The organism is Deinococcus puniceus (genome assembly GCF_001644565.1).
Taxonomy (GTDB): Bacteria; Deinococcota; Deinococci; order Deinococcales; family Deinococcaceae; genus Deinococcus; species Deinococcus puniceus.
On sequence record NZ_CP011387.1, the window covers coordinates 1,178,305 to 1,190,740 of the forward strand.

General features: G+C 62.7%; 10 protein-coding genes. 2 read left to right on the forward strand and 8 right to left on the reverse strand.

What is annotated here, in order from left to right; all coding sequences use genetic code 11:
• Nucleotides 1-258: 258 nt before the first annotated feature.
• Nucleotides 259-1,791: a glutamine-hydrolyzing GMP synthase gene (gene guaA, locus SU48_RS05355; protein WP_064014353.1), complete on the reverse strand. Its 1,533-nt coding sequence runs from the start codon at nt 1,789-1,791 to the stop codon at nt 259-261.
• A gap of 344 nt (nt 1,792-2,135) precedes the next feature.
• Here guaA and msrP point away from each other — a divergent pair, with 344 nt between their 5' ends.
• Entirely contained in the window at nt 2,136-3,152 is a 1,017-nt protein-coding gene (msrP, locus tag SU48_RS05360; protein WP_064015861.1) for a protein-methionine-sulfoxide reductase catalytic subunit MsrP, read from the forward strand.
• A 28-nt stretch (nt 3,153-3,180) separates the two neighbouring features.
• Complete coding sequence (locus tag SU48_RS05365) at nt 3,181-3,858, forward strand: protein-methionine-sulfoxide reductase heme-binding subunit MsrQ (protein ID WP_231881690.1); 678 nt, start codon at nt 3,181-3,183, stop codon at nt 3,856-3,858.
• Nucleotides 3,859-3,940: 82 nt separating this feature from the next.
• Here SU48_RS05365 and SU48_RS05370 read toward each other — a convergent pair whose 3' ends face one another.
• The 7 genes from SU48_RS05370 to SU48_RS05400 form a co-directional block, all read right to left on the reverse strand.
• Nucleotides 3,941-4,831, reverse strand: coding sequence for an ABC transporter permease (locus tag SU48_RS05370; RefSeq protein WP_064014354.1), 891 nt, complete (start codon nt 4,829-4,831; stop codon nt 3,941-3,943).
• Entirely contained in the window at nt 4,824-5,906 is a 1,083-nt protein-coding gene (locus tag SU48_RS05375; protein WP_064014355.1) for an ABC transporter permease, read from the reverse strand. Before SU48_RS05375 ends, SU48_RS05370 begins: the two co-directional genes overlap by 8 nt.
• Nucleotides 5,903-7,477 (reverse strand): ABC transporter ATP-binding protein, encoded by a 1,575-nt coding sequence (locus tag SU48_RS05380; RefSeq protein WP_231881691.1) that lies wholly within the window; start codon nt 7,475-7,477, stop codon nt 5,903-5,905. Before SU48_RS05380 ends, SU48_RS05375 begins: the two co-directional genes overlap by 4 nt.
• A 298-nt stretch (nt 7,478-7,775) precedes the next feature.
• Complete coding sequence (locus SU48_RS05385) at nt 7,776-8,903, reverse strand: LLM class flavin-dependent oxidoreductase (RefSeq protein WP_064014356.1); 1,128 nt, start codon at nt 8,901-8,903, stop codon at nt 7,776-7,778.
• 165 nt (nt 8,904-9,068) lie between these two features.
• A complete protein-coding gene (locus SU48_RS05390) occupies nt 9,069-9,914 on the reverse strand; it encodes a carbohydrate ABC transporter permease (RefSeq protein ID WP_064014357.1) in 846 nt (281 codons plus the stop codon).
• Nucleotide 9,915: 1 nt separating this feature from the next.
• Nucleotides 9,916-10,848 (reverse strand): carbohydrate ABC transporter permease, encoded by a 933-nt coding sequence (locus SU48_RS05395; protein ID WP_064014358.1) that lies wholly within the window; start codon nt 10,846-10,848, stop codon nt 9,916-9,918.
• A gap of 240 nt (nt 10,849-11,088) precedes the next feature.
• Nucleotides 11,089-12,333 (reverse strand): ABC transporter substrate-binding protein, encoded by a 1,245-nt coding sequence (locus tag SU48_RS05400; protein ID WP_064014359.1) that lies wholly within the window; start codon nt 12,331-12,333, stop codon nt 11,089-11,091.
• Between the last annotated feature and the right edge of the window lie 103 nt (nt 12,334-12,436).

Consider the following 12,436-nt stretch of genomic DNA (forward strand, 5'->3'; position numbering starts at 1 on the left):
GGAGAAAAACGACCAAAAATGAGGATGTGATACCCGGTCAGTGTAAGAAAGTTGTCAGAATTGGTCAAACGAAAATGCTCGTGTGCCTTAAAACAGTTGCCAAATGGCTGGAAAATTGCCCCTTGAGTTTTCGTTTAGAATGCTGAATTCCTAATTAAAGACTTGATGAAGGCCGCTGGTCTGCCATAGAAAAAGGGAACGCCCTGTGTTGCTGGCGTTCCCCACTTCCTGCTTGTTCCGCGCTTTAGCCTGCTTCTCTCATTCCCATTCAATCGTGGCAGGCGGCTTGCCCGTGATGTCGTACACCACGCGGTTAATTTCGTGGACGTGGTTCACGATGCGGTTGCTCATGGTGGCGAGGAAGTCGTAGGGCAGGCGTGCCCACTCCGCCGTCATGAAGTCGTCGGTGGTCACGGCCCGCAGCGCCGCCGTGTAGCTGTAGGTGCGCTCGTCGCCCATCACGCCTACCGACTGAATGGGAGTCAGAATCGCCAACGCCTGAGAGCAGCCGTCGTACAGTCCGAATTCGCGCAGGCCCGAAATAAAGATGTCGTCTACGCGGCGCAAAATATCCAGTTTTTCTTCGGTAATCGCCCCAATCACGCGGATGGCGAGGCCGGGGCCGGGGAAGGGGTGGCGCATGCGGATGTGTTCGGGGAGTCCCAGCAGGCGGGCAATTTCGCGTACCTCATCCTTAAACAGCGTGCGGAAGGGTTCCACCAGCTTGAAGGCCAGATCGTCGGGCAGGCCGCCCACGTTGTGATGGCTCTTGATGTTGGCCGCGCCCGATTTCTCGGAATGCAGGCCGCCCGCGCTCTCGATCACGTCGGGATACAGCGTGCCCTGCGCCAGATAGTCGAAGGGGCCGTGAATCCGGGCTTCCCGCTCGAAGGCCCGGATAAACTCGCGGCCAATGATCTTGCGCTTTTGCTCCGGGTCAGACACACCCGTCAGTGCGCCCATGAATTCGGTGCGGGCGTCCACGGTAATCAGATTCACGCCGAGGGGCAGCAGCGCGGCTTCCACCTGTTCGCGCTCGCCCAACCTCAGCAGGCCGTGATCGATGAACACTGCCGTCAGCTTTTCACCCACCGCCCGCGCCAGCAGCAGCCCCAGCGTGCTGGAATCCACGCCGCCGCTGATCGCCAGCAGCACCCTCCCGTCGCCCACCTGCGCCCGCACACCTTCGATCAGGTCTTCGACGATATGTTCGGCGTTCCAGTCGCGCTCTATGCCGCAAATACCCAGAAAGTTCGCCAGCAGTTGCCCGCCTTTGGGCGTATGTACGACTTCGGGGTGAAACTGCACGCCGTAGCGCCGGGTCACGTTGTTCTCGATGGCCGTGACGGGTGTGTCCAAGGTTTCGGCCACCACTTCATACCCAGCGGGCAGCGCCTTCACCGAGTCGCTGTGGCTCATCCACGCCACGAATTCGCCCACGATGCCCTCGAAGAGTTGGCCGCCGTAGCGGGTCAGATCGGCCTTGCCGTACTCCCGCCTACCTGCACGGGCCACCGTACCGCCCGCTTGCTGCGCCAAAAACTGCATGCCGTAGCACACGCCCAGAATCGGCACAGGCAGGTCAAGCACTCCAGCCGCCGGACGGGGAGCCGCCTCGTCGTACACGCTGCTGGGGCCGCCCGACAAGACAATGCCTTGCGGGTTCTCCTGCGCGATCCGCTCTAGGCTGGCTGTACCGGGCAAAATCACCGAATACGCTCCCAGTTCACGGAACCGCCGCGCGATCAGGCGGGTAAATTGACTGCCGAAATCCAAAATGACAACGCTCACGTGCCCGATTGTTTCACGGCGCGGCGGTGGGGGTGGCGGGGTGGGGCAGCTAGGGGGCTGAACGCGGCCAAGATAACCCCCAGTCTGCTTAGCGGCCACCCCCCTCCCTTCGGGCTGTACCAGTCAAGGGAAGCACAAAAGTGCAGTGGGTCATGAGGGCTTGTGACAAGGATTTGAGAAGCAGCGGCCCAAGATGTGTAGTGTCCATGATTCACCGTCCATAACCCAAAGCTGCTTTCAATTCCCGCCAATCCTGCGGAAAAGTGAACCGTTTGCGCTCAGATTGCGTATAGCTTAGTAAGCCTGTCATTGCCCCCCACATTGTGTCCATTCAAGGAGAATTCATGACTATTTTGCCCCCTGACCCTAACCGCGACGACTTGCCCAACGACGAGCAAACCACCCAAGAAAGCCCCTCCCGCATCGTCAATCCGCGCCGGGAGTTTTTGCGGTCTGCGGCACTGTTTACGGGCACGGCGGCGGCATTGGGCGGCGGCCTAGAACTGCTGACGCGCAGGCCCGGAGCCGCTGCCGAGGCTGCTCCCGGCGAGTTTGGAGACTTGGCACAGGGGCAAGTGCGCCGCCCACTGGGGCCATACGACACCAGCGAACCCATTACGCCCTACGCGCAGGCCACCAGCTACAACAACTTTTACGAGTTCGGCACCGACAAGGCCGACCCCGCCCGCCTCGCCGGATCGCTGAAAGTGCGCCCCTGGACGGTGAAAATCGACGGTGAGGTTCGCAAGCCGCAGACCGTGGATATAGACACCCTTCAGTCGTGGTTCCCCCTTGAAGACCGCATTTACCGGATGCGCTGCGTAGAAGGCTGGTCGATGGTGATGCCGTGGCTGGGCTTTCCGCTGGCGGCTCTGATTCGGCGCATGGAACCCACTGGCAAGGCCAAATACGTGCAATTCACGGCCCTGAACGATCCCAAGCAGTTTCCCGGCCAACGCAGCCGCGTGCTGGACTGGCCCTATGTGGAAGCCCTGCGGCTAGATGAAGCCCTGCACCCGCTGGCGTTTATGGCGGTGGGGTTGCAAGGCCGCGTGCTGCCCGGACAAAATGGCGCACCGCTGCGGCTGGCCGTGCCGTGGAAGTACGGCTTCAAGAGCATCAAGTCTATTGTGCGGATTACGCTGACCGAAAAGCAGCCCAAGACGACTTGGAGCATTGCCGCGCCCGACGAGTACGGCTTTTTTGCCAACGTGAACCCCGCCGTGCCGCACCCCCGCTGGAGTCAGGCCACCGAGCGCCGCATTGGTGATCTGAGCCGCCGCAAAACCCTGCCCTTCAACGGGTACGCCGAGCAGGTGGCGGGCCTGTACAAGGGCATGGATTTGAAGAAGTTCTACTGATGCCGCTGGGTAAGGCGTGAGCAAATCTATGTCTGAAAGCTCTGCAACTCCGGCCCAGCGCAGTCTATCCAAACGCACGGCACCCAAGCCGCTGGGCTGGCTAATACCCGCCGTGACGGTGGGCGGCCTACTCCCGCTGGCCGTACTGATCTGGGACGCCTCCACGGGCGCACTGGGCGCAAACCCAGTCCAGCGGGCCGAACTGCAAACCGGGTTGCTTTGTCTGGTGCTGCTGATCCTGTCGCTGGCGACAACGCCCCTGCGCTTGGTCACGGCGCGGCTGGGATTGGCGGGCGGCAAGGGCTGGACATGGCCCGCCCGCATCCGCAAAAGCCTCGGCCTGCTGGCGTTCGGCTACGGCGTCCTGCACTTCCTGATCTACCTGTTCGATCAGGGATTCACGCTGTCTACAGTGGCCGAAGACGTGGTCAAGCGCCCCTTCGTGACCGCCGGATTTACGGCGCTGCTGCTGCTGGTGCCCTTGGCCCTGACCAGTACGCCCAAATCCGTCAAACGCCTAGGCTTTGCCCGCTGGACGCGCCTGCATCAGCTTGCCTATGCGGCGGTCAGCTTGGGAGCGCTGCATTACTGGTGGGGCGTGAAACAGGATCACACGCCGCCGCTGATTGCTGCACTGGTGATTGCGGGGCTGTTTGCGCTGCGGTTGCTGGGCCGCAAGAAAGCGCGGCGATCAGTGGTGGGTTGAAACAAGAGGGTAGATCGTAGAACGTGGATCGTGGTTTGGCTGTTGCCCCACGATCCACGTTCTACACTCCACGATCCTGCTCCTATCTTTCCCCCCGCACATACGCCCGCCCCAACCCTGCCGGGGCGTCGCCCTGCTGTCCGCGCAGGCCCGCCAGCGCCAGCACTACCAGCACCAGCACAAAGGGCATGGCCGAAAAGACCTCGGTGGGAATGGGGCTGTTGCCCTGAAGCCGGAACTGCAAGTAGTACAGCACGCCGAAAAACAAGGCTCCGAGGATGGCCCGCAGGGGTCGCCAGCCCACGAAAATGACCAACGCGACGGCGATCCAGCCCAGCCCTGCCGTCATATTGTCGGCCCACGAAGCGCGGTAGCTGAGGGCCAGAAAAGCTCCCGCCACGCCCGCCAACGCGCCCCCGGCCAGCACCGCCAGCGTGCGAACCCGGCCCACGTTCACGCCCAATACGTCGGCGGCAGCGGGGTTTTCTCCCACCGAACGCAGCGTGAGGCCGGAGCGGGTGGAATTGAGATAAAAAGCCAAAGCGCCCGCCAGCAGCAACGCGAACACTGTAAACGGACTGATGACGAATCCGGCCAAATTCCAATCGGGCACCTTGTTAAACAGAGGCGCACCCTCGTAGCGCTTGCCCAGCAGGCCCGCTGCACCCGTGCCCAGCAGGGCCAACGCCAGCCCACTCACAAACTGATTGGCCCGCAAAGTCACGGTGGCAAGGGCGTGCAGCGAGGCCAAGAGTGCGCCCGCTGCCGCCGCTGCCAGCACGGCCAGCCACAGATTTCCCCCCGGCGCAACTGCCACCGCGAAGGCCGCCAGTGCGCCCACCGCCATCATGCCTTCCACGCCGAGGTTTACTACGCCGCCCCGCTCGTTCAAAATTGCGCCGAGGCTGGCGAGCAGCAGCGGCGTGCCCACCGCCAGCGCCCGCACCAGCGCCTCTACAAAGACGTTATCCATTTGCTTTACTCCCTGCGGGACGGGCTGTACCCCACGTCACCCGGTTTCTGATAAACACCTCGGAACTGATCAGGCACAGCAAAATGACGCCGCTGAACACGTCCACCACGCGGAAAGGCATATTCAGGTCAATCTTGAGCAGGTCGCCGCCTGCCAGAATGATCGCCATCACGGGGGCCGTGATCAGGCACAGCGCCGGGTTGCCGCGAGCCAGCCACGCCACGATCACGGCAGTAAAGCCGTAGCCGAGGCTGATCTGTCCGGCTTCCAGCAGGCGGTGATGGATGCCCGCCACTTCGCCCGCGCCTGCCAAGCCTGCCATGCCGCCCGTGATCAGGGCCACCGTCGTTGCCACCCGGCCCGCGCTGAGGCCCGCGTACCGCGCCGCGCCGGGATTCTCGCCCACCACGCGCAGGGCGTAGCCGAACGTAGAGCGGCTGAGTACCCATTGCAGCGTCAGTGCGCCCGCCACCCCCAGCACCAGCGTGGGCCAATGCACCTGCGTGCCGGGAATCACGTCCAGAAAGCCGTTTTCGGGAAACAGGTCGGTGTAGATGTACCCGCGCACCTCTTTGCCCTTCCACGGCCCCGCGATCAGGTACGTCACCACCGCCACGGCGATGTAATTCAGCATTAGGGTGCTGAGAATCTCGTTGACGTTCAGGCGGCGCAGCCACGCGGCGATTCCGGCCCACAGCCCGCCGCCCACCGCGCCCATGATGAACATGGCAGGCAGCAGCAGCACGCCGGGCAGGGGTAAAAACAGCGCCGTACCTGCGGCGAACACGGCCCCCAACAGCACTTGCCCTTCCGCCCCGATGTTGAAGAATTGCGCCCGGAACGCCAACGCCAGCCCGGAGCCGATAAGAAGCAGGGGAATGGTGCGCCGGGCGACTTCGGCCAGTCCGGTGGAATCGCCCAGCGTACCGCGCAGCATGGTGCCGTAGACCGTGCCGGGGCTGACGCCGTAGAAAACGAAAATCAGGGCGCACAACAGCAGCGCCACGACAACGGCGGCCAACGTGACCCACGCGGCGCGGGCGGCAGATGGGGCGGACAGAGCCGTGAACCTCATGCAATAACCCCCTGATCTGCGCCGGGGATCACCGTCGGATGCGCCCCGCCCATCATCATGCCCAACGATTCCCGCGTGACTTCGGCCACCGGGAACGGCCCGCGCAATTCGCCGCCCACCATCACGCCGATTCGGTCAGACAAGCTCAGCAACTCGTCCAAATCCTCGCTGACCAGCAGCACGCCCGCGCCGCCCTCGGTGCGTTCCAGCAGCACCCGGTGAACCTGATCGGTGGCCCCGATGTCTAGCCCATAGGTGGGGTGTACAGCCAAAATCAGCTTGGGCGAACCGTTCAGCTCCCGTGCCAAAATCAACTTTTGAATGTTGCCGCCACTGAGCAGGCGGCTGGGGGTATGAATACCGGGAGTCGCCACTGAATAGGCTTCCACGTCTTGCCGCGCACGGGCGTCGGTAGCGGCGAGGTCGCGGGCCAGCCCCCTTGCCAGCGGCGCACGCGCATAGTCGCGCAGGGCCAGATTTTCGGCCACCGTCATGGTGGGCACGGTGCCGGAATGAATCCGGTCTTCGGGAATGTGGGCCACGCCGCCGCGAAAGCGTTCGTCGGCATTTCCGGTCAGGGGTTGCCCCGCCAGCGTCACCTCTCCCGCCGAAGCGTGCAGTCCGGCCAGCACTTCCACCAGTTCGCTCTGGCCGTTGCCCGCGATTCCGGCCACGCCCAAGACCTCGCCCTGACGCAGATCAAAAGTCAAGCCGCGCAGGGCAGGCAGACCGCGTGCGCCCAGTGCGGTCAGGTTCCGCACCGTCAAGAGCGGCGTTTCTGGCCTCGCAGCGCCTGTATCTAACCTCAGTGTGCGTTTGCGGGTAAAGTCCACGCTGCGGCCCACCATCATCTCGGCCAAATCCTCGCGGGTCGCGCCTGCCGTGTCGCGCCCGCCCACCACTTTGCCGCGCCGCAAGACGGTCACGCGGTCAGCCACCGCCAGCACCTCATCCAGCTTATGAGAGATGAAAATCAGGCTGCGCCCATCGGCTTTCAGCTCGCGCATCACGCGAAACAGGGCGTCGGCTTCCTGTGGGGTCAGCACGCTAGTCGGCTCATCCAGAATCAGGACTTGCGCCCCCCGCATCAGCGCCCGCACGATTTCCACCCGCTGTTTTTCTCCGGGCGACAGGTCGGACACGCGGGCCTGCGGATTCACTTCTAGGCCGTATTTGCTCGACAGTTCGCGCACCCGCCCCGCCACCCCACGCGCCGGGAACAAGCCGCTGCCCCCGCCGAGCGCAAGGTTTTCGGCCACAGTATGCCGCGCCACCAACAAGGGATGCTGCGGCACCAGCCCAATGCCTAATTTGAGCGCCTGCGCCGGACTGGTCACGCGCACGGGCTGGCCGCGCAACTCCACCGTGCCCTCATCGGGCTGATAGAGGCCGTACAGGATAGAAATCAGCGTGCTTTTGCCCGCGCCGTTTTCGCCCAGCAGGGCCAAGACTTCGCCCGCGTCTACGGTCAGGTCTACCGAATCGTTAGCCACCACGCCGGGAAACCGCTTGGTAATGCCGCGCAGCCGCAGCGCAGGCGGGACAGAATTGGCTTGTTGGGGTTGGGTCACGCTCTGAGTCACAGTCACCGTCCAGAAAGAAGGGGAGAGGGCGTGAGTGGAGGGTGTAGCGGCAAGAATTTCAGACTGCTTTGAGTGTGATGGAACAGCACAGCCAGAGCCTATCCCGACTCGTTTGGATTCTGCGCGGGCAGAGTCAGACCTGTGGCATCAAGACGGGCCAGCCCAACCCAAAAATTGTGACTTGTCTTTCATAGTAGTACGGCGTCTAAGTAAATGCAATCCGACTTGGAGCGCCAGCAAAAGAGGCGGAAGCTTTAGCCCCCGCCGTCCCTAGCATCTGGATTCCTTACGCCACAGGCGCAACCTCGTCGCTGTGAATCACGCGCAGTTCTTCGGCCTTGCCCTTCAGCAGCGGCATCACCAGTTCCCCGAAACGCCGGGATTCCTCCAGGTGCGGGTACCCGCTGAAAATGAACGAGCTGAAGCCCATCTCCTCATATCGGCGGATTTTGGCGGCCACTTGTTCGGGGCTGCCGATCAGGGCTACGCCGACGCCGCTGCGGGCCATGCCCACGCCCGCCCACAGGCCCGGTTCCACCATTAAATCCTCGCCCACGCCCGACAGCATCTCTATTTGGCGCTGCTGGCCTACGCCGTCCACATGGGCATAACTCGCCACAAACGCCGCCCGCACCGCTGGATCAACCCGGCTGATCAGGCGTTCGGCGGCGGCGCGGGCCTTGGCTTCGGTTTCGCGCACGATCACGTGGGTTCGCAGGCCGTAGCGCAGCTTGCGTCCAGTTTGGGCTTCCAGCGCCCGCATCTGCGCCATACGCTCGGCCAACATGTCTTCGCGCTCGCCCCACATCAGGTACACGTCGGCCAGATCGGCGGCAATTTGCTGAGCCACCGGGGAAGCGCCGCCAAAATACAGCGGAATGGGCTGCACGGGGGCGGGGTCTAACACGGCTTTCTCGAAGGAATACAGATCGGACTTGAAGGATTGCGGCGGCGGCTGCGTCCAGAGTTGGCGCAAAATGGTCATAAATTCGCGGGTGCGCTCGTAGCGGCGGGAGTGATCTTCATTGTCACCGTACATGGCATTCTCGGCGGGACTGCTTCCGGTCACGATGTTCAGGCGCACCCGCCCCGGAAACAGGTTTTGCAGGGTCGCCAGCATCTTGGCATACATGGCCGGATGGAACATACCGGGCCGCACCGCGATCAGCAGGGCCGGATCGGTGGCGGCAGTGCGGGCCAACGCTGCCACTGCCGCCGTGTAGTTTTCATGCTCGGAGTGGTAGTTGGTGGCGGTCAGCAGGGCGTCGAATCCGGCCTCGCCCGCCGTTTCGATCAGGCTGGAAATGTAGGGCAGCGTGGGCTTACGCGGCGGCCTTTCGCGGGTGCCGATGTACTCGCCGTCGCGGGAGAGTTGCAAGAACCACAGGAATTCGGACTGGGAAGGTTGGGTCATGGGAACCTCTGTTGGTGGTGAGTGGGCGGCGGGGATTGTTGGTGAACCCCCAGTCTGCTTCGCAGCCAGCCCCCCTCAAGGGGAGCGCAACAGCTTTTGTCCTCCCCTTGAGGGGGGGCGTTGCGAAGCAACGGGGGGGTTCACACGCAAGCTCAATTTAAAGCCTCACGCCTTCACCCCGCCCGCCGTCAAACCAGCCACAAAGCGTTTTTGGAACACGGCGATCAGGACAACGATGGGCACGGTGGCGATGACCACAGCGGCGGCGATCAGCGGCCACGGAAAGGCGAATTCGCCCTGATACAGCGTGACGCCCACCGACACGGTTCGCATGCTCAGGCGGGTATTGAAGCTGAGGGCCAGCAAGAATTCATTCCAAGAATTGACGAAGACCAGCAGCGCCGCCGTGACCACGCCGGGGGCCGACAGGGGCAGCACCACGCGGGTCAGTGCGCCGAAGCGGGTGGAGCCGTCCACCATCGCCGCCGATTCGAGGTCACGGGGAATGGAGCTGAAGAAGGCCACGAGTGTCAGAATGGCGACGGGCAGGCTGAGGGCCGCATACGGCAAAATCAGCGCCGGATAGGAGTTGAGCAGCGACGCGCCGCGCATCAGCCGGAACAGCGGCACCAACAGACTGACCACCGGGAACATGGAGAAGGCCACCACGACGGTCAGCAGCACACCCCGGCCCCGGATGTTCAGGCGCGAGAGGGCGTAGGCGGCGGGCGCGGCCACCACGATGGCCAGCACGGTACTCAGCAGACTGACAGTGAGGGAATTGAAGAAAAAGCGGGCGAACGGCTGCTCGGTAAACACCTGCGCGTAATTGGCAAAGTTCAGCGCACTCGGCAGGTATTGCACGGGAAATTTCTGCAATTCGCCCTCTGTCTTGATGGAGGTCAGCACCATCCAGATAAAGGGGAAGAATCCACCGACGATCAGGGCAGCGAGGCCTAACCAGCGGCCCGCCCGTTCCAGCGGTGAGAGGCGTGGGGGTGCGTCTTCCATGTCAGTCCCCCCCGCGCACGAAGCGCACGTAGACGGCAGTGACGGCCAAACTCACGGCAAACAGCGCCACGCTCAGGGTCGCCGCATAGCCGAAGTCCAGAAACTCGATAGACGTGCGGTAGATGTACACGCCCAACGTTTCCAACAAGCCCTGCGCCGGGGCCTGCTGAATGAAGGTGTACGGAATATCGAAGACCTGCACGGCGCTGATAGACCGGAAGATGAAGGCCACTGCTAGACTGGGAGCCAGCATCGGCAAAATAATGCGGAAGAAGGACTGCACCCGCGTCGCGCCGTCTACATCGGCGGCCTCGGTGAGTTCGCGGGGAATGCCCTGCAAGCCGCCCAGCACGATCAGGGCCACGAAAGAACTGGTTTTCCAGACAATCGTGACTACCATCGCCGCCACCGCCAGCCCCGGCGTAGACAGCCAGCGCAGCGGCTCCTGAATGATGCCCGTGCGTACCAGCAGGTCGTTGAACACGCCGTATTGCCCGTTGAACAGCCACGCGAATATAAGCCCCGTGATGACGGGCGGCATGGCCCACGGCAGCAGTAGGGCCACCCGCGCCAGCCCGCGCAACCGGCTGGGTGTATGGGCCGCCAGCGCCATAGGAATGCCCACCAGAAACGAACCAACAACGGTCAGCACGCCAAAAAACAGGGTATTGCGGAGCGCCTGCCCAAAACGGGGGTCACCGAACATCTGCACGTATTGCTGAAAGCCCACGAACGGCGTGCCCAGCCCCGGCTCGGTCAGTTTGTTCACGAACAGGCTGTCGCGCAGGGTCGTAATCATGGGAAACAGCAGAATGCCGCACAGCAGCAGCGCGGCGGGAGCCAGCAACATCACGGCCAGCCAGCCCTCGGACGGTTCCCGGCGAAAGCGGTGCGGCTTGGCCGGAAGCGAGGTGGATTGAGAGGGGAGAGCCATACACAGACCTCGCTTTAAGGTGGAGGTAAATCGATTTAGATTGCTGAGGAGGGCGTCTAAGGGTCTAAGAGTCGAGGGTCTAAGGGCAAACGCGTAGGGGTAACTGTCCCCACCTCTCCTGCGGAGCTTTGCAAGTCTAAGGGGGCGGTGCGGCAGCGACGGGGGGGTGCACGCGACTTCAATTTCAACCGCCCCCAGCTGCCGCTCGTCCTAGTCCCTTAGACCCTCAGACCAGCGCCCTTACTTGAGGAGTGGCTCCAAGTCCCGCTGCATGTCGGCCAGCGCCACATCTACCGTCTTGCTTCCGGCCACCGCTGCCGACACGTTGTTGCGAATAATTTCGCTGACGCGGGGATAGTTGGCGGTAATCGGGCGGGGGCGGGCCTTGGTCACAATAGAGAACAGGCTCTTGAAGTGGGGATTGGCCGCCACGACTCCGGCATCGTTGTACAGGCTCTTGCGGATAGGCAGGTACGCGCCTTTAATCGCCATTTCCTTCTGAATGTCGCTGCTGGCCATGAATTGCAGCAGTTTGGCGCTGGCGGCCTTGTTGCGGCTGTACGCGCTCACGGCCCATTGCCAGCCGCCCGTGCAGGTGGCGGTGCTGTTTTTGCCGAAGGCAGGAATGGCCGTTACGCCCACATCGCCCTTGACTTTGGTGGGCTGGGGGCTGCTGCCCTGAAAATGCGCCCAAGCGTAGCTCCAGTTCATGCCGAACAAGACGTTTCCGGCCTGAAACTGCTGGCGGCTGTCGTCGGTTTTCATCTCGCTGGAAGCGGCGGGGGCCAGTTTGGTTTTCACGGCGTTCACCAAAAAGCCGAGGCCCTGCTTGGCGGCGGGGCTGGTCACGTCGTTCACGTTGCCGCCGCCCGTCCACGTCAGTTGCAAAAAGTTGCAGACCGTTCCTTCAATGGGCGCGCCCTGAAAGTTGAAGCCCTGCAAGTTGCCGCCCTCGGCCTTCTGAATGCGGGCGGCGGTGGCAGCCAGTTCGTCCCAGGTTTTGGGCACTTTGGCGTTGTGCTTGGCCAGCAGATCCTTGCGGTAATACAGGAACTGCGCGTCGGTGAAGGCGGGCATGGCGTACAACTTGCCGCCCACGCTGGCAGCGTTCACCGGGCCAGCAAGGAAGGCTTTCAGGTACACCTCTTTGTTGGGCACGTAGGCGTCCAGCGGTTCGGCCCACCCTGCGGCGGCAAACGTGGCCGTGCGAACCACATCGATCAAGAAAATATCCAGCGTGTTGTCTTTGGCCGCCAGCACAGTCGTGAGGTACTGGTTCTGCGCCTCACTCGTGGCCCCGCCCGTTTCGATCTTAATTTTAATGTTCGGATTCTGTTTCTGAAAGCGGTCAAACAGCGGTTGGAAGATTTCGGGGCGTTGCTGGCTGCCCATGAAGACATTCAGGGTGGTGGTGGCAGCGCTGGCGGCAGAGCTGAGGAGCAGGGCGGTGGTCAGAACAAGACGGGTTCGCAGAGTGGTTCGCATAGTCAAGCCTCCAAAACGGGTCAGGGTTGACCCCAGAACAGATGACCAATCCTATCAACAGTTCATAGGCTGGGTCAGATGATGCCGCCCACCCCACTGCCTT

Excerpts from the sequence above, each read along its gene's own strand:
- SU48_RS05365 (WP_231881690.1), top strand. The coding sequence starts at position 3,181 with ATGTCTGAAAGCTCTGCAACTCCGGCCCAGCGCAGTCTATCCAAACGC.
- SU48_RS05390 (WP_064014357.1), bottom strand. The coding sequence starts at position 9,914 with ATGGAAGACGCACCCCCACGCCTCTCACCGCTGGAACGGGCGGGCCGC.
- msrP (WP_064015861.1), top strand. The coding sequence starts at position 2,136 with ATGACTATTTTGCCCCCTGACCCTAACCGCGACGACTTGCCCAACGAC.
- SU48_RS05400 (WP_064014359.1), bottom strand. The coding sequence starts at position 12,333 with ATGCGAACCACTCTGCGAACCCGTCTTGTTCTGACCACCGCCCTGCTC.
- SU48_RS05395 (WP_064014358.1), bottom strand. The coding sequence starts at position 10,848 with ATGGCTCTCCCCTCTCAATCCACCTCGCTTCCGGCCAAGCCGCACCGC.
- SU48_RS05370 (WP_064014354.1), bottom strand. The coding sequence starts at position 4,831 with ATGGATAACGTCTTTGTAGAGGCGCTGGTGCGGGCGCTGGCGGTGGGC.
- SU48_RS05375 (WP_064014355.1), bottom strand. The coding sequence starts at position 5,906 with ATGAGGTTCACGGCTCTGTCCGCCCCATCTGCCGCCCGCGCCGCGTGG.
- SU48_RS05385 (WP_064014356.1), bottom strand. The coding sequence starts at position 8,903 with ATGACCCAACCTTCCCAGTCCGAATTCCTGTGGTTCTTGCAACTCTCC.